General features: G+C 50.1%; 10 protein-coding genes. 6 read left to right on the top strand and 4 right to left on the bottom strand.

The window, feature by feature from the left end; all coding sequences use genetic code 11:
- The first annotated feature begins 30 nt into the window (after window positions 1-30).
- Both ACO0LO_RS22280 and ACO0LO_RS22275 read left to right on the top strand, forming a co-directional pair.
- Window positions 31-1,014, top strand: coding sequence for a hypothetical protein (locus tag ACO0LO_RS22280; RefSeq protein WP_422967516.1), 984 nt, complete (start codon window positions 31-33; stop codon window positions 1,012-1,014).
- A gap of 177 nt (window positions 1,015-1,191) precedes the next feature.
- Entirely contained in the window at window positions 1,192-4,968 is a 3,777-nt protein-coding gene (locus ACO0LO_RS22275) for a hypothetical protein (protein ID WP_422967514.1), read from the top strand.
- A gap of 184 nt (window positions 4,969-5,152) precedes the next feature.
- Here ACO0LO_RS22275 and ACO0LO_RS22270 read toward each other — a convergent pair whose 3' ends face one another.
- On the bottom strand, window positions 5,153-6,076 hold the full coding sequence (locus ACO0LO_RS22270; RefSeq protein ID WP_422967512.1) for an AraC family transcriptional regulator: 924 nt from the start codon (window positions 6,074-6,076) through the stop codon (window positions 5,153-5,155).
- A gap of 101 nt (window positions 6,077-6,177) precedes the next feature.
- On the opposite strand from ACO0LO_RS22270, the gene ACO0LO_RS22265 reads away from it, so the two are divergent.
- The 3 genes from ACO0LO_RS22265 (at window position 6,178) to ACO0LO_RS22255 (ending at window position 8,636) form a co-directional block, all read left to right on the top strand.
- On the top strand, window positions 6,178-7,014 hold the full coding sequence (locus ACO0LO_RS22265; RefSeq protein ID WP_422967510.1) for an NmrA family NAD(P)-binding protein: 837 nt from the start codon (window positions 6,178-6,180) through the stop codon (window positions 7,012-7,014).
- Between the two features lie 83 nt (window positions 7,015-7,097).
- Window positions 7,098-8,114: an alpha/beta hydrolase gene (locus tag ACO0LO_RS22260; RefSeq protein ID WP_422967508.1), complete on the top strand. Its 1,017-nt coding sequence runs from the start codon at window positions 7,098-7,100 to the stop codon at window positions 8,112-8,114.
- 90 nt (window positions 8,115-8,204) lie between these two features.
- Window positions 8,205-8,636 carry a nuclear transport factor 2 family protein gene (locus ACO0LO_RS22255; protein WP_422967506.1) on the top strand — a complete coding sequence of 144 codons (432 nt, stop codon included), beginning with the start codon at window positions 8,205-8,207 and terminating at the stop codon, window positions 8,634-8,636.
- 303 nt (window positions 8,637-8,939) lie between these two features.
- Here ACO0LO_RS22255 and ACO0LO_RS22250 read toward each other — a convergent pair whose 3' ends face one another.
- The 3 genes from ACO0LO_RS22250 to ACO0LO_RS22240 all read right to left on the bottom strand — a co-directional run bounded on the left by ACO0LO_RS22250 (window position 8,940) and on the right by ACO0LO_RS22240 (window position 13,494).
- A complete protein-coding gene (locus ACO0LO_RS22250; RefSeq protein ID WP_422967504.1) occupies window positions 8,940-11,582 on the bottom strand; it encodes a DUF2235 domain-containing protein in 2,643 nt (880 codons plus the stop codon).
- Window positions 11,583-11,754: 172 nt separating this feature from the next.
- Complete coding sequence (locus ACO0LO_RS22245; protein WP_422967502.1) at window positions 11,755-12,099, bottom strand: hypothetical protein; 345 nt, start codon at window positions 12,097-12,099, stop codon at window positions 11,755-11,757.
- Window positions 12,100-12,114: 15 nt separating this feature from the next.
- On the bottom strand, window positions 12,115-13,494 hold the full coding sequence (locus tag ACO0LO_RS22240; RefSeq protein ID WP_422967500.1) for a hypothetical protein: 1,380 nt from the start codon (window positions 13,492-13,494) through the stop codon (window positions 12,115-12,117).
- Between the two features lie 2,088 nt (window positions 13,495-15,582).
- Between ACO0LO_RS22240 and ACO0LO_RS22235 the strand changes: the two genes are divergently transcribed.
- On the top strand, window positions 15,583-17,166 hold the full coding sequence (locus ACO0LO_RS22235) for a hypothetical protein (protein WP_422967498.1): 1,584 nt from the start codon (window positions 15,583-15,585) through the stop codon (window positions 17,164-17,166).
- The last annotated feature ends 657 nt before the right edge of the window (window positions 17,167-17,823 follow it).

Here is a 17,823-nt window from a genome sequence, read left to right as displayed (position 1 = left end):
CACTCACACACACCCCCAATTGAGGTGAACATGGCGTCAGCGGCTGAAATAGCGGTAAGGTGCTTCGAATCGGTAGAGGAAATCCGGGACTTCAAGGGGTATCACGAAGGTAATCCGCTGACCACCCAATCCTATCGGCGCTTGGTTGGTTATTACAATTTGCCGGCGAAAATGCATTGCTGCGTTGAAAAGTCGAACGGCAACTTATGCAAGCACGAGCACGGCAAAGGTTGGGTCGTTGAGAAGCAGGATGGCACCTGTACGTTAATGGGTAAAGACTGCGCCAATGACAAATTTGGTGCCGATCCAAAGTTGATAAAGGATATTCTCAACTATACGAACGCGATTAAGCGCCAAGCCAAACTATCCAAGATCCTGGCCCACCTGGAAAAGCGCTCCGAGCGGATGAGTGCTCTCGCTGAATTGCGCAGCGCGCTCGAGGGTCTGTACGCACGTGTTCACGAGTTGTTAGCCGAAATCGGCACGCAAACGACGAAGCGGCTTCAGGACATGTATCGCTCCAGGTCTGCCGAAGTCACTGTCATCGCGGTGAAATATCGCGAGCATGTTGAGGATGGTCGGATGAAGAAGGAGCGTAGTGCATTTACGCACCGCCTTGGGCTGTTAAACGGGTTGGCTATCGTATCCCGCGAGTCCTACACGCCAATTTATATCGCCGTCAGCAATATCTTGGCAGCGTTTGACGCGGCAGAAAAATTGAGCGATCAACCAAAAAAGGGAGAGGTCGATGCGCTGGTTGGACGTCTCGACGACTTTGAAAAGACAATGTATCAAGGAAACACTTTGCTTGCCTATGAAGCACAGTTCATGGGAAATAATATGGAACTGCTTTGTTTTCTGGTCGATGATCGGGCAGAACGATACAAGTGTGCACGGTTCGCGATGCACCAAAGCGGTGTGCAAGGTGGGAAGGACAATGCGAAAATTTGGCTTTCCGATCGCGAAGCCGATTTATGCAAACATCTAGCTGTGGATCAAATCAATATTCGATAGGTGGAATCGGCAAAGCAATATTGGGCAGGGGAAGAAAGTACATGTCCTCTCACCTATGAGTCGTTGAACCATGTGTTAGCAAAAGCAGGGCTCTGTACGCACCGATGACCGCGCTCGTCGCCTCCCTGGGATTCATTCCTATCGCAATTTAACATCCATTCGATGGGCGCAAACACAATGAATAATCTGCTGGACGTTCCAATCGCATCAGTCACCGCACTTACCCCGGAGCGAGCCGTTCTAGTAGTGCGCGCAATTCTTCGAGCCGAATGTGGGTATGCCAAATTAACGCCGGCTGCATTGACAATTTCTACTCGGCTCACGATTGCCGATGGAGGCATTGACGCAGAGGTCAAGCCACCCGTTGGATCAACTATTCCAACAGATTGCATTTTCCAGGATGGGGCTACGGGTTTCCAGATCAAGTCAGGAACGGCATTCAAACCTTGGACTGTCAGTTCCGTCCGCAGCGAACTGGTGAACAGTAAAGGGCAACTGCATTCGGAGGTTGAGCGAATTGTCCGTCGCGGTGGTCGCTATACGTTGCTTTGCACGGGTCATGACCTGACTCCTGAACAGCGCAATGATTCGATTAGTCAGATTGCTTCGATTCTCGATGAAATGGGGTTCCCAGGATACGAAGAGAAGATTCAAGTCTTTGGCGCGAGTCAACTTGCTGAGTTTGCGGAGCGCTATCCCGGGACGGCATCGTTGATGGCACCAGACCCGATCCAGGAGGCGTGGGTACTGGAGGAGTGGCAGCGCGACGCCCAATTGGCAAATGCCTTTGAACCATCGTCCGAACAGTCGGAGATAATTGCCCAAATCCGGGCAGGATTGCAAGGTGAGACCAAACATATCCGCGTTCTGGGTGAGACCGGCCTTGGAAAGACTCGCATCGTTCTTGAGTCGGTCAAGGATGAAAACATCGCACCCTATGTACTATATATTCAGCACGGCTCACTATTCGGGCAGACGAAACTTTTTCGACAATTGCTGAAAGCTGGCTACGACAAGCCGCTCATACTAGTTATCGACGAACTTCCAGAGTTCGAGTTATCAGATATCTGGAGACACTTAAAGCCGCTCTGCGGTAGCCTGAAAATTGTCTCGATTGACCATGGAAGGGATGAGACTCACGATGAGGAAATCGAGCGACTCGATACACCACGTCTACCAGATGGAATCATACGAAAGATACTGGCCACCCAAGTTGGCGACAAGCAAGAACTGCACCGATGGGTCACGATCTGCGAAGGGTCGCCGAGAGTGGCCCAAGCGGTTGCGGAAAATCTTCGCGCCAACCCGGATGATCTACTGAAGCCGCCATCCACCGTACCAATTTGGCTCAGATTTCTACATGGCTACGGCCGGCGCGACGAGGCCTCCGCAAGGCAGGTAGACTGTGTAACCCAACATTTGGCTTTGTTTAGCCGATTCGGTTACGAAGCGCCGGTCGGGGATGAGGCGGTGTACATCTCCGAGCTGATTCGAAAGATAGATCCTACTCTTGGGTGGGCAAGGTTCCAAGAGGTCATTCTACATCTTCGCGCGCGGAGAGTTTTACAGGGTAGTAGAACACTTTTCTTTGTACCGAGGGCCCTTCACATCTACCTATGGAAGCAGTTCTGGGAGCGCTATGGTCGCGCGTTTGATTTCACCGAGACATTCAGTTCCATGCCAGAGTCGTTGCATACGTGGTTCATGAATATGTTCAAATTTGCCGGAGGTGCAACTACGGCCCACGTCATTGATGATGTCCTTAGACCAGATGGCATCTTTGCCGAGCACGCACTATTAACCTCGGCAAAAGGGGCGCGATTCTTATCCACGTTAGCCGAAGCCAATCCCGCTGCGGTATTGAGACTCCTCGAAGCCACCGTAGGAAAGTGGACAGATCAGGAACTGTACGATTTCAAGCAGGATCGACAAAGCGTCGTCTGGGCACTTGAAAAAATTGCGGTATGGCCAGCCCATACCGTAAGGGCCATTCAAGTCTTGGCCCGGTTCGCTGCGAATGAGAACGCAAATTTCTCAAACAATTCTACTGGCACGTTAGTCGGACTGTTTCGCATTGGCCCGGAAGTTGCCGCGACGGAATCGTCACCGGAATCTCGGCTGCCAGCGCTTGTAAAGCTGCTTAGGGCGCCTAGGGATGTGGAACGCGTTCTTGGCCTCAAAGCAATCGAATCTGCGCTCGATAGTCGTGGCAGGGGCATGCGGATAGTCGGGCCGGAGTATCAAGGACTGAGACAAAAAGCCAAGCTCTGGAGTCCTACAACGTATAGCGATTGGTGGAAAGCTCATCTCATTTACTTTCAAACGTTGATCGACGAGACGCGAAATTGGCCGTCTTCTCTGCGCCCGGAAGTCTGCCTTGCCTTGCTGAACGCTGTTGAACAGCAGATTAAAACACCTCCATGTACCGAGTTGGCGTTCCAGGTTCTGGAAGCGCTAATTAACGACGACGCGATGGCGCCCGGGAAGCTCAATGAATTTTTCTGGCATTCACAAGAGTATGTAGATTGCGAAAAGGGTTCCATTGTTGCCAGCAGACTGCGCGGCATTGAACGTCGCTACACCAGACGAAATATGGCCAGTCGATTTCAAAGATATGTGGTTGATGTCGATTGGATGGAATGGGACGAGCATTTCCGTGAAATGCATCAAAAGGGGAAGACCCGATCCAAGACGCTTGTCAATGCACTGGCTCGCCGGATTGCCCGGCGCCCCGAAAAGCTAAATGAAGTTCAGCATCTGCTTGCGCCTGCAGCAAATACTCCGGCGTTGTGGCATTTCGGCGACCAGTTAGGGCTCAACGACCAGGCACGTACGCTGCTGATGCCTCTCACTCGGCTGGCGCTGGAAACTAAACATCACGTGTGTCTGCACGCCTACCTGACCGCAATCCGGCGCACCGATTCGAAGCTCTATCTTTCTACTGTCACCGGTTTCGTTAATGAGAAGGCCTCTGCTTGGTTGGGCGTGTCAATTGCACTTCGCTCGGAGTATGAAGACGAACTGTTCGTGCAATGCTTGGACGCACTGGAAAAACGATGGGTCGAACCGCGGCTTTTCGGAATGCTTGGGTTCGGGAAGGTTATTGAATTGCTTCCTGCAGAAAGAGTGGCGCGTTTATTTAGTCAACTGCGCGAATATGGGTCTGAAGAGGCGATTTTCCTATTGGTCGAACTGCTCGACTCAGTACCGCTCAATGATTCTTCGCCTTTTAGTTCGGCCTTCGTGTTCGGAGCGGTGACAAAAGCAATTCCGGGGGAGACGGGCCGCGACGTAATGAGAGGCTATCACTGGAAAAATGTCTGCGAGAAATTGATCAAATGGGACAGAACGCGCGCACTTTTGCTGCTAGACGAGTTGCTTACCGGAATGGGTAAAGTGTACCGCCTAAGTTATGACACGTATGCGGAGCCGTTGGCAACTAATCTGGTTCGGACCGATCCCGCTGGGGCATGGGATATTGTAAGAAAACACATCGAAGAATCGCTTCCAAAATGGCGTAGTGACCTTTTCAATTGGCTCAAGGGCGGTTTATCCACATTCGAAGGAAGAGAGCAGCGAGGTGCCATAGCCGACCTTCCGGTTTCTGAAATTCTAAAATGGATTGAAGTGGACCCAGGGCCCAGATCGGTATTAATGGCTCATGCTGCTCCGCGGAGCCTCGACGATGAGACAGGCGGTCAACTGACACGAGAATTGTTGAATAGATACTCGGGGTTTGATGGTGTGCGAAGTGGAATCAGCGCGACTTTTGGATCGGGCGGTTGGACCGGTCGGACCAGCGATTACCAGAAACGAAAGCGAGACAAATTTCGTCGATGGCTGGCAGCGGGCTTTGAGGCCGACGTTACGCAATGGATTGAAGCCGAGATTGAAAGTTTGGATCTGAAAATTCAACGTGAAGAGATAAATGAAGAGCGTTCGCGATATGACTGACTCAGGCCTCGTCAATAGTGACTATCTACACGTCATGCACAGAAGCTGTCTTTTGTTGCTTTGCATCGAAAATTTACCTACATATAGAAACAATCCTGTTCAGAAAACTGAGCAGGAGTTTGGAGTGATCGACTTGGCGTTGCTAGGCATTATTCGACGCTGGCGCATTCGTGACCAGACAAGCTTAGTGGGTCAGCGTACCCTCCACGGCAGCCGACTCTAACTGCCGCCACCGCCCAGGAGGTTGCCCATGTATGCGCCGGAAAGCAGTTGCAAACGCATATAAAGACGAATAGCCAACTCGCTCAGCAACTTCGATTAGTGGAGTGTCATGAGTTCGCAAAAGGTCACGCGCGACAGTCATTCGCCAGTCCGTAAGGTACTTCATCGGGGGGCCGCCGAGAACTTCCTGGAATATACGCGCAAACGTTGCACGAGACATATTGCTCAGCCTTGCCATTTCTTCCACTGTCCACGTTTTGCAAGTGTCTTCATGCATTGCCTGCAAAGCACGTGACAAGCGTGGGTCAGAAGCGCCACGGAACCACGCAGGTGCATTTGCGCTGCTTGCGAGCCCCGTTCGAAGTCCAAGAACCACCAAAACGTCCAGCAGCCTGTCTAGTACCGTTTGACGGCCAGGCTCCGCACCTGCAAGCTCCCTGGACAAAATCTCGACCACGCCGTGTATGGAATTATCGATGCGTGACGGGATGGAGAGCACTGGCGGCAGCGCATTAACCAGTCCAGCACCAATGTCTCCAGCGAAGCGATATGCCCCGCATAGAAATATCGCTGCACGCGGATCAAGCTTTTCCTCATCAGCAGCATGTTGGATTCGGAAATCCTCTGGAGATACGCAGAGGGCGCCGGGTTCATGGGCAATGAAATGATCGGGTCCCCCTCGAACGAGCGCCAGGTCACCGGGCCTTAGTTCAAGGGGGCTATCGCCGCCTTCAGTCCACAACCAAGCTCGCCCCTGAATCACCGCGTGAACGGCTAGCTGAATCGTGCCCGGCAACCTAAGGCCCCAAGGGGCTATGGCAACAGATCGCGCAAATACGCCGCCGGATGCGCGTGCCCTTACCAAGTGTTCTTGAAGTATATCCATGATTTGAGCGTATCACACAAAATATTGAGCGTCAAACATATTGAGACGCTCATTCATCGCCTCTAAAATCACCCTACCGATTAAATCACTAGGGAAAAACAATGAACTTACCAACGAACAACTGTATCTTGGTACTTGGCGCTACCGGAAAGACTGGCGCCCGGGTCGCTCAAAAGCTGGCGAAACGTGGGATCTTAGTCCGCAGAGCTGCTCGTACGAATGCCGACATCCGCTTTGACTGGAGCGACCCAGCAACCTTCGGCCCAGCTCTTCAAGGGGTCTCAGGTGTTTATCTAGTTTCGCCTGTGATGCGGGTCGATTTTGCGAGCATCGTATCTCGCTTCCTTGATGAGGCGGAACTGGCCGGCGTTCGCCATGTGACCTATCTCAGCGCATACGGTATCGAGCATGCGCCTCTCGAAGTTGCGCTGCGCGCCGTGGAACTGGATCTTGCCTCGCGCAAGTCGCTCTCGCATTCCATCCTGCGCCCGGCCTGGTTTATGCAGAACTTCTGCGAAACCTTCCTCAAGCCGGTGAACGACGAAATCATCGTACCGTGTGGCACGGGCGCCGAAGCTTTTGTTAGCGCAGAAGACATCGCCTCTGTGGCGACATCGACGCTGATCTACCCATCGCTACACTCCGGACGTGAATATGCCCCGACTGGTCCCGAAGCGCTCACCTTTGACGAGGCAGCGAACCTCATCTCGAACGCAGTCGGTCGCAAGATAAGCTATCGGAATATCGATCGCGACGTATGGGTAAACGCAATGATACAGGCGGGTGTACCTGCCGAATATGGCGAGGTACTCCGCAATCTTACCGAGACGGTCGCAAGTGGGCGCGGATCTCAACCGAACGACGATGTTTTTTTTGTGACTGGCGCAACGCCAATCCGTTTCGGAGAATTCGCGATCAAGACCGCCTCCGCTTGGTAAGTCGCTTTCTGTTGGATCGGCCACGCGCACCGGTCCAAATTTTTTTTGCCGCGTCCCCTGATAAAACTAACTAGGAATTGAACATGAAAAACAACATCAAAGCTTTGTTTGCCGCGCTTTTGTCGGCCGCATCCGCTCTCGCACTTGCTGCCGGTAGCTACGGCGTCGAGCACAACACTCAAGCGTTCCTTGAAGCGCTGGCGGCTTCTGGCGGTAAGCCGCTGGAGACGCTCAGCCCGATTGAAGCCCGACAAGTGCTGGCCGGCGCACAGGCCGGCGCTAAGCTGGCACCGGCCGATGTAAGTGAGAAAACCATTACCGTCGACGGCAAGCAGATCAAGCTGAATATCGTTCGCCCGATCGGTGTCAAGGGCCGGTTACCGGTCTTTGTATTCATCCACGGTGGCGGGTGGATCCTCGGTGATTTCCCGACCCACGAACGCTTCGTACGAGACATGGTGGCAGAAACCGGCTTCGCTGCAGTGTTCGTGAACTACACACCATCGCCGGAAGCGCACTATCCGGTGGCGATCAATGAAATCTACGCCGCCACCAAGTGGGTCGCCGAACATGGCGCCGAAATCAATGTTGATGGCAAGCGCTTGGCGGTGGTCGGGAATAGCGTCGGTGGCAACATGGCTGCAGTCACCGCCTTGATGGCCAAGGAGAAGGGCGGCCCGGCTATTAAGTCGCAGGTGCTCTTTTGGCCGGTCACGGACGCGAATTTTGAGGATGCGTCCTATGACGAGTTCGAACAAGGCCACTTCTTGACTCGTCCGATGATGAAGTGGTTCTGGAATGCCTACACGGCAGACCCGATCCAGCGCCAGGATATCCATGTATCGCCCCTGTTAGCGACGCCAGGTCAGTTGCATGGCCTACCGCCCGCTTTGATCATTACCGCGGAAAAAGACGTGCTGCGAGATGAAGGCGAAGCCTACGGACGCAAACTCGACGCTGCCGGCGTACCTGTGGTCACAGCCCGTTACAATGGAATGATTCACGATTTCGGACTGCTCAATGTAGTTAGCAATGTGCCGGCGACGCGGGCCGCCCTGCATCAAGCAGCCGAGGAACTGAAAGCACGGCTGAGTAACTAAATTGGATTGAGGGAAGGGAGATATTTTCTCCCTTTCGATATTGAATACTGGATGAACTCATCCTAACAGACTTATTTTTGGAGAGATAACATGACAAAAAAAGAGTACTCAACATACGCGCCCGTTAAGCCGTACTTCGACCTTGTCCGAGAAGCGCTAGGCGATCTCGTCGACGGGGACCACTTCTTCGACTGCGTAAATGAGGAGACCATTTACGAGGTCCGCTATGACTTCCCCGGATGGCCTAGAATCATCAAGGGCCGAGCCGAGCTGATGGAGAGTTTCCGTGGCTATGGCAAGCACATCGAGTTGCACTCAGTTGACCATCTTACCAAGCACGTCGCGGACGATGGACAAGTCGTTGTGATCGAATACGATGTCCACGGGACGATTCTTGCTTCTGGAGTTCGTTACAACAATCGGTTTTGTTCAATCATCGTTCTCGCCAATCGACAAATTGCTCATTGGAGAGATTATATGGATTCCTTGGCAGCATGGAATGCGTTGTCTGTAACTAACTAATCAAGCCTTCTTGTTAATTTGGTGCTTGTTCCCTAGCGCATGATACGTCTTCAGAGATATACATCGTACTCAATGACCTAGCATGACAATTCCCGCTGTTGCGTTGTAATCGGATGAGAAATGTTGCACCCCATCTTGGCCTAACTCATCCGATGTGGCCATCACTGAATTGGTATAGAAGGGGAAACTCCTTCAATTTGCTTGGCCTGACTGAGGCTGACCCAATAAATAGTTCCGATCAAAGGTAGAATTTCCGGTAATAGGACACAGACTATTGTGTGCCCCTTATTCACTTAATCACCTCTACTTGAGACAATTCTTATCCACGAGGGCCTTGTCTGTCAGGTTTCCGTCAAGAGGCCCGGCCAGCTCGCAGACTGCTAGACTGCCATAGCCCTTGTTGTTAGAGTAGAATTGATTCGCCTTGCTTGGCACGAGTAGAATCGCATCGTTAACGTAGAGAAAAATTTCTCCGTCACGTTTCGCTATAAAGCGCACGCTCGCGGTTTTGGCGGAGGACGCCATAGTGGTCATCGGATATTCAACATCTCCGAGCCGCCCCACTCGGGCGATGGGTTGGAACCATTGCCCGCTCCACGACCTTTTCATTGGTTCTGCCAATGCATACACTAGGGTTTCGTTGAAGGTAGGAGCGGACACTCCTCCCACGCCAATCGAAACTGATCCGTCACTCCAGGAGTCCAATTTGGTCAACGTAAGTTGGTAACCGTGACCCTGTTGCACTTTTCGGGCCGAGGCCCAACACAATTTCGTAGCGTCGAAGTTCGCCGATGTCGTTGCCCCAACTTCGGACTGCTCTGAGCAGAATGCGCCTGCTGAGCTGGCGGCACGCAGAATGGTATGGTAGCTGATGCCGACGATTGCATAGCCCAGTGCAAGTGCAAACAACAAGGGAATCAGCCGATCGGCCAGAATTTCCCAGACGCAGATTAGATGAACATTACAGCGCATGAATCTCGCCACCTTTAGCGTCGGCGTCGACGGCAGCGAATGTCCCCCTTTTTCGACTAAGTCAGTATCTTTGAGCACCCGGCACAAAATTGCCGTCCTCCATGCGATCACGGCGCTCGATATTAGTATAAGCATCAGTATCGTGCTCCATACCTTACTGGATGTTCCGCTGAACCAAGCAATCAGCAAGAGTAGAGCTCCTAGAATTGTTAGAGCGATAGACTTAATGAGCGAGCTCTTTGAGGAACGGACTGCCCAGTCAAGATAGTTCTTGCTATTTGAACGATGCCACGCATATCGTGATCGATCATGAATACGTTGAGCGAGAAACTGACCAGCTCCATATGAGATAACAACTAACACTAGTGCGGCTAGCATCTCAAGTGGCTGATTCTTTAGAGCCTGCAACCATGCCTTCGCGGGTGTCGGTACCACGGAGTCGGCCAATTGGAAGAGGTCTGTTGTCCATCCCTGCCAGATTATAGTGAAACATCGCGACCAGTTCCCGAGGGTCTTGACAAGACTGGTGCCGATCCACGGAATTGAAGATAGGATGAACTTGGCCACCTTCGAGTAAAGCCCAGCCGCATAAGGAAACGCGACAACGGACAATGTTGAAAAGAGGCATGCGAAATAGGTAACCCTACGCCACCATACCGTATCGTGCACCTGACGGACCATCTCCGGGTCGACAGGTTGTTCCGGAGGATTCAGAGATGCGATCGCATTCTTCAGGGCATCGGTGCGCGCTGCAGGATCACCGACTGTCGTCGCCGGCTGAGCACTTGGCGGGGAGCTACTTGTGTAGATGTCGGTGAAACCATGCATAGTAAGAAGCGTACCGTCAGGCGCGAGCACATTGAATGTGCTTGGTAGAGAAATTGGAGCATAGGCATCGGAACCGTATGCCATGCGCATGACCACACTACCGTGAACAGTCGGTACGATAGGTTTTTTATTTATATCGCAGCCCATCTCCAGCGATCGTGGTGCATACCGGTAGTAAGATGCAACACCTGAACGTGAGTCATAGATTCGTGCGTATGCCGAGCGGTCCTCGGCAAAATTTTTTAAAACCGCTGAGTCCAGACGTAGGCCGGTCCCTCTCAATTGGCTGACCATCCAGTCGAACGAGACTAGAGACAACTGATCTTCCGGGTAACCACCGCCTACGTTTGAGTGTGCTCCCGGAAACCAGACTTGCGTGATTCTTTTTAATGTTGAGTCGCTACTTATGGATTCCCTCGATTCATCGAATAGAATCGGGTGAAATGTCAATCGCTGATCGTCAAGCGAAAGAGCATGACACGCGCGTCTAACATTCTTTGACAGGGTACGGTCGGCGGTAACCATTGGCCAGATGAGCAGAGAGATACCCCACTTCAACTCATCAACCGGCATACCGTAGGCAGCGACGGTATCCCAGAGGCCAAGGAACTGAAATGGGATATTTCTGCGCGCTTTCTTGAGTGCGGCGTTTGCAGTTCGGTTGAACGGCCACAGCAGGCTATCTCGTAACCGCCTTCCAAGCCAAACGAAGGGGCTTCGGGAAGTAAAACGTTTGTCGCGGAAACGTCGATAAGCCAGAACCGCGTTCGAATGCAACTCTTCTTCTGATCCAAAGGGTACCAACCCTTGATTGTCTATGAGTCCAATCAGCATTCGGATCGTGAAAGCGCCGCGGCTGAACCCAAATCCATATATCTCGTCATTGTTTTCCTCCCCGTCCTTGCCCACGTAGTTCCTGCAGATAAACTTATACAGGTCGATGACATTACGCTTTAGTCCATATCCGAATACTCCACCGAGTGCGGCCAGGTATTTGTTAGAGGAGGTACCGACGCCATCGTCGTATTTTGCAAGTTGGTCGGGCATCGCTTGGTCGACAGCTTGGAATAGTCGCCAGACATTAGTCTTTTGAGCTTTTGCTGAGCTGTTGCCAGTGCCATCTGAGAAAACAAGGATCCGTTTCATTGTTATTTTCCAGCGAGAGTCTGACGGGAGTCATCCTCTGGGTGTTGACTGATGTTGGGGAGTGGTCGTTGCTACTCGGGACGGGAGAATGCACTTTTTGACGAGTTGTATTCCATTCGGACTCCTATGCTTGGTATTGGCAAGACTAATCGTTTTACCCGTTAATGCTCTATCAATTTAGAGTATTTGCTGCCCTTGCTACAATTCCGATTTGCGTATATATCTGTACCGCGCTGTAGGATCTTTGAGTGCCGGCATTAGCGTCCGCAACCATTTGTGATGCGACCAGTATTTGATGATCGCAAACGTTGATATCGGACGCCGATGATGTCGACCCGCCACCTGCAATGAGCATATCGACGTGGGTTTTCGCTGCAATTACCCATGCTACATAATCTTGCAATCTTGGACCGCTTCCAACAGGAAAGGGGGAAGGCGAGGGAAGTCGTCCACCGGAAATCACTAATTGGGCAGCAAGGTCAGCTAGGTTGTTACTAACATCTCCGATCAGAGCCATCGACTTCTCCTGTAATCATTTATAAATAGCCACAACTTGAATAAAAGAGCCAATTAAAATCTCTAAAGTCTTGAGTCCAGCTTTTGCTTCAGCTCGTCTATCAGCTGCGGTCGGATTGTTTAAGACTTCGATTAATTTTTCATGAGCATTCTGAGTTTCAGATATGATTTTCTCTAAATCTTTACTAACTAAATTTTTATATTCCTCGGACGTTGGTATTGGATAGTTTTTTAATTTTTCAAGAATCGCAGAGCGTTCAATTAAATTTCCTTTTTTTGTCCGGAAGTCATTCTGATAAGCGGCTCGAATCCGTTCATTTGCCAATCCGCTTGACACAAAGGTGCTCTTCATTGTCGCTACCACTTCAGTGCCTAGTTCACTAATCATTCCGTTTATTCGCTTCCATCTAGGAGTACCTGCGTCATTTTCCTTGTCGTTTTCGTCGACTTTTGTGTTTACGATTTTGCGGATGAGTTCCACTGATCCGTCTGACTCCGCGATCTGGTTAAGCACGTTTACGACGCCTCCAATAGCTCCCAGTTCTTTCGTGAGGTTGTCGTCTGTTACTCCATTTATCTTGGGCAGAATAGCGACATGCTCCGCAATGTCGTTATATTTTTTTCTTACGCTCTCAGCTTTTTCTGCTAGATCCTTTGCGTTGTCCGCGACGGACTTAGTAAGGTCCTCTCTATAGCCACCCAATACACGGTCAAAGCGAGATGGCTGTGGTTTCGCGGCGTTTTGGAGTAAGTCCAGGTAATTTGAAAAGAAAATTAGTGCATCAATTTGTGCTTGCGTTTTTATAGCGTCAATCTGAGGGTAGGTTATATTTTCGAAAAGAAACCTTACTACGTTCAGTTCCTTCGTATCCCAAGTCACAGTCGTGCCATTTCCGTAGTCGAATGCCTTCTGTCTCGAAAGCTCTAAAATCGTTAAAAGACAACCAGTCTCTACCTCGGAATAACAAATTGAGTTACATCCTTGGTAAGAGGGGTTTTTTTCACAGCGCCTTAGCGCTTCACAGGAATTCTCTATGGCCTTCCACTTTCCGGAGTTAACCAAGAGGGAAATCGTACTTGGACGCCCATCAATGAAAATTCCTGTTGGAGGCAGCGGCGCATGAGACGGACTGGGATCATTGGCAATGCCTTCTGCGTGGCGTAAAAAAATCGGTTCACCGGCGATTTGGCACGTGTCATCCTGGGCGATTGTAATTTTCCGAAATGTGTTTTGTGCCATTACGTTTTTATCATCGACCGATTTTACGGTGTCAGTCAGTTTTTTAGCAGCGTCGGTGAAATCGGTGGTCGTTGCGATTTGGTAGCTAGCACAACCGGAGATGGTTGCGGCAACAATAAGTGCAAATAAGCGCTCAAGCGTGAGTAACAGCATCATTTGTTTCACAATAACCTCTCTGCCCGCGTTAAAGCGAGATGTGATAACGGAAAATTTCTCGTGTTGATTATTCAGACAATATGGATGCGTGTCCAACTGAAAACGGTTTAATTCAAATAGACAAAGCCTCGCTTTGAAATTGGCGATGAATGGCAAATTTCGGCTTTATTCAACTCTTAGAAAATGAAAACACGTCGCAAGCAAGTGCCAGCGAACATTGTCAACAGTGAAGAATTCCCGAGGCTATAGTTGTTTTATTTGTATTTGAAAAATATAGTCTATTTTTATAAAAATACAAATATTAATTTAATTGCTACAAGGGGCCTTCTAGCGGACGCGCAAACAACGAATCCTACGTCGGCGCAAGCTTCGGAGAGTTTTGCGCGAAACCGTCGATCAGGGCGCGCACCCGTCTACTCAGCCACTTGAGTAGAAACGCTAAATATGCACGCGACCTTGCAAAAATGCTTGATGGCGGATAGGGCTTCCTACTGCACAATGGCTTTGTGCCTGGGCAAATCAGGATCAACTACGCCATGGGTCATTAAGTATTCAGCGAACCCTTACAGGCGTTGACGAGCAACCGAGGCAAGAAGCGACAAATTTTTGGCATTCACGTAGGAGTGAACTGCTTCCGCTTCGTCAAGATAGTTACACCCTTGCTCTTGATTGCTGCAACGGGGAGGTGTATTCGCCCACCGCCGTTACCTCGGTTGGGTTTCAAGCCGGTAGTTACCGTAGGAGAAAAAGGGGCTCTCGGTCGAGCACTGAGACGCTCCACAAGAGCCTGTTCTCGCTGCCCTCCTCGCGCATGGAAACGCTATTTTTTAATCAGCATATGAGATTTTTGGCGATCATGATGTTCAATCATATTGTTGCCAAAAAATAACTCTTGATATTTCCAATTTTGCATCTAATCTAATTGCGATATCGTGAATGCAACGGTAAAAAAGGCATTCGCCGGAATCAGCTCAGAGGAAATCCATAATGTCACGCTTACACTGTCGGGTTGCAGGGTTAATGCCGCTGGTCTTTAACGCTTGTGCCTTCACTTTTGGTCCGCCCACCACGAAGAACTCGGCGCCATCGCTGAGCACCTCCTTGCGCAAGACAATTCAAAAATCTATAAAAAAATCTTGGCAATGCTTGGAACTACTCTTGAGCAGGCGGCTGTTTCGATGGACTGCGTAAAGAATGTCGGAATTTCAAAAGTATCGTTCAAAACCACAACACCTCTAATATCCGTCGCCCAAATGTAATCCATTTTAATTCGAAGAGGGGAAGCGGCATTTCGAGGATTACATTGAGCGTAATTGGATTGCTGTTATGAAAAAGGGAATGCCATAAGGACTACCACTGCACCGATGTTTCTATTCAGTTCCCTGGACTATAAAAGCCAGTTACGTCGGAGTGGAACCGTACGATATTGTAAATGTCATATGCCGCTGTCGCCAAAGTAACGGCTCGAACCTATCAGATAGCCATAAAGCATAAAGATGAGGCGGGAAGTCGTTTTGATGTTGATCCACGCTGTTGGCGCGACCCAACAGCTACTCCATGTTGGGGCGGTATGTCGAAATAAGAATAGCACTGCGGTCGATGGATTCTTGAGCAGCGACGACATCCGATCATATATGCGGGAAGGTAATTTCGTTCGCGTGAGTACGTTGGGGAGACTGCGTACCGAATGGGATGGTATTCCTGCAGACATGAAGGCCAATACTTCGAAAAGCATTATTGCAGACGCCGCTGAAGTCATGTCTACGAAAGGTGACGTTGCCGGGTAGGCGCCGGAATGGGCAGAGGAAGCATTAGAAACTTCCTCGCAAATTTTCGACTGAATGAAATTTTTTGCGATAGAAAATGATAAAGATCGCAAATGGCAACTAAGCTTCGAAGATAGAAAGCGGTCTACCCACGTATAAAATGGGTTGAACGCTAGCAGATTATCAAAGCAGGCGCGTTTGGTTGCGCCGCTCACAGAGCTTTACAAATTAAGGTTCGCACCTATTTTTTACAAGATCACAATATGGAGTTATCCATGAATAGTGTCACGGACCCTGTTCGTCAGAAATTAAGTGTTTCGTCATGGTGGAACAAGCTGGCTTGGATGATCTTCCCATGATGAATGAGCATATTGTCGTGATTCATGGCATTGGCAGCCAATTGCTTAGTGAAACGATTCGCGTTGCGGCGCGTCGCTTTGGAGAAGCGAGAATGAGCAGTGTTTTACGATCTATCTGTTTTGCATTTGCTGCGCTGAGTTGCGGTTGCACTAGCCTGACAGAAATTCGCACCCATCATGGATCAGGGGAGGACACACCCATCATCGACGCGCTAAATCCGAGTAATGGATGTGGAAACGTAGGCAGCACTGCGACAACCCGTGCAAACTCGATTGAAGACTATAAAGATTACTGGGCTGGCTATACTGAATTTGACGACGAAGGGTGGTTGTACAATGCGGGCGGCCAACCGAGTCAAATGGAGGTCGTGCAGAAACGTCTGAAGCGAGAGCTCAATGATCCCGTTTTCGCAGAAACTGACTTTCTCATTGTTGCGTTTGTCCACGGTTGGCACCACAATGCACATGACAATGATTGTAATGTTCATGAATTTCGGGCTATGCTAAAAATAGCCAACGACCAATACGCGGCGGCGACCAGATTGGATACAAAAATCCGCCATCGTCGCATAATAGGTGTGTATGCGGCGTGGAGAGGAGAGTCAATTGACTCGGAAATCTTGAGTGTTACTACAGTTATTGATCGCCGAAATGCTGCCGAGCGCGTGGCAAAGGGAGACGTGCGCGAACTATTCGCACAGTTGCGAAAACTTCAAATTGGTGAGTCCCAGAAGCCAAATTCGCGTTCAGATCGTATGCGGACAGTTGTAGTTGGTCATAGTTTTGGTGGACTCATTGCCTTTCACGGTTTGTCTCCCGCTGTATTGAATGAATTGACACTCACAAAACCAGAAGAAGGCGCAGCGGGTTGCAAGCCGACTATCTCGCGACCTTCGGCAATAATTCTGCGAAAGGACCGTATAGAAAAATCTGAATCGCTATCGCTTGAACATGACAAGACGCCTCCCGTTTTTCCTGACATGCTGATATTGATTAATCCTGCATTTGAAGCAACTCGATTTGAGGCGCTGCATACTCTAATGAAGCCGAGCGATGGATGCAGATACCCCGAGGATCGGCCGAAGGTAGTCGTATTGACTGCTGATAATGATAGCGCAACAGGGCCTATCTTTACACTCGGCAGGAGAGTTTTGACCTTGCTTGAGGCGTACCCTAGCGACAGTGAATCGAATGTCCATGCGCGGGAAAAGGAGGCAAATATTCACGCTATTGGATTCACAGACCGTTACAGGACGCATCGATTATGCTTGATCTCTGATGAAAATGGCACAAAGCGAGCGGTTGCTGTTTTGACGCCTCCCACTCAAGCCGATTGGTCTGAGCCTGATCCTTATGCTCCTGTATGGGTTGTTAGAGCCCCAAAAGAAATTATTAATGGCCATAATGGCTTTTTCTTTGCGGCTCGCGATCCTGATATGGGCAAACAAGAGCCATATCTATTGAATTGGCTTGTGGGTTTGCACTTGTATGGGCCAGGGGAAGATTCGCCAGTGATGGCTCCGGCCAATTCGTGCCGTGAGCAATAAAGCTGAAACTCTTGGGAAAATTAAATTTGAATGCCATGCTAATGAGCATTGTTGATTTAAATCGAAAATTGACCCCCACGTTTAGCACACAATCCTACTAATTAAAATGAGTAGGGGATCTGAGTGACTGACGTGACATTATTAATAATAATCTGACGTTGGTACCTTCCTGACCAAGTCCCGCTCCGGGCAATAGCCAAGAAGCTCGGTATCTCCCGCAATACCATCCGGTGCCACCTGCGCTCGGAAAAATGTCTATTCGGCACGCCAATCCGCCGGTGCCTTCGATTCATACGCCTTCCGACTTTCAGGCTGGCTCAAGACCTAGGCGGCAAATTTCGTAAGCAGACTCGCAGTCCCAAGCATCTCCACGAGGAGTTTAACAATTTAGTATTTAAGGGGGCGTACGGAAGGTGCGCGGCGTTCGCCAGTCAATGGAGGGAGAGTCAAAAGAGTGGGCCAATGCGCTGACGAGCAATTTACGGCAATTGAGCAAATTGTTCTTTATTATGGGAAACTATTACCCTTTGATCGATAACTAAGAATTATGCATACTCGGCAGATGCAGGAAATCCCCGCAAAAACATCTCCTATAGCCAAAAATCCATTCCAATTAATCTGCCATAAATTCAAATCTGATCTGGCTGTGCCCAATGT

The sequence above is a fragment of the Undibacterium sp. TJN25 genome (assembly GCF_049339885.1).
In the GTDB taxonomy this organism is placed as follows: domain Bacteria; phylum Pseudomonadota; class Gammaproteobacteria; order Burkholderiales; family Burkholderiaceae_D; genus Undibacterium.
This window is presented reverse-complemented; position numbering and strand designations above follow the sequence as displayed.

Excerpts from the sequence above, each read along its gene's own strand:
- ACO0LO_RS22280 (WP_422967516.1), top strand. The coding sequence starts at position 31 with ATGGCGTCAGCGGCTGAAATAGCGGTAAGGTGCTTCGAATCGGTAGAG.
- ACO0LO_RS22275 (WP_422967514.1), top strand. The coding sequence starts at position 1,192 with ATGAATAATCTGCTGGACGTTCCAATCGCATCAGTCACCGCACTTACC.
- ACO0LO_RS22270 (WP_422967512.1), bottom strand. The coding sequence starts at position 6,076 with ATGGATATACTTCAAGAACACTTGGTAAGGGCACGCGCATCCGGCGGC.
- ACO0LO_RS22265 (WP_422967510.1), top strand. The coding sequence starts at position 6,178 with ATGAACTTACCAACGAACAACTGTATCTTGGTACTTGGCGCTACCGGA.
- ACO0LO_RS22260 (WP_422967508.1), top strand. The coding sequence starts at position 7,098 with ATGAAAAACAACATCAAAGCTTTGTTTGCCGCGCTTTTGTCGGCCGCA.
- ACO0LO_RS22255 (WP_422967506.1), top strand. The coding sequence starts at position 8,205 with ATGACAAAAAAAGAGTACTCAACATACGCGCCCGTTAAGCCGTACTTC.
- ACO0LO_RS22250 (WP_422967504.1), bottom strand. The coding sequence starts at position 11,582 with ATGAAACGGATCCTTGTTTTCTCAGATGGCACTGGCAACAGCTCAGCA.
- ACO0LO_RS22245 (WP_422967502.1), bottom strand. The coding sequence starts at position 12,099 with ATGGCTCTGATCGGAGATGTTAGTAACAACCTAGCTGACCTTGCTGCC.
- ACO0LO_RS22240 (WP_422967500.1), bottom strand. The coding sequence starts at position 13,494 with ATGATGCTGTTACTCACGCTTGAGCGCTTATTTGCACTTATTGTTGCC.
- ACO0LO_RS22235 (WP_422967498.1), top strand. The coding sequence starts at position 15,583 with ATGGTGGAACAAGCTGGCTTGGATGATCTTCCCATGATGAATGAGCAT.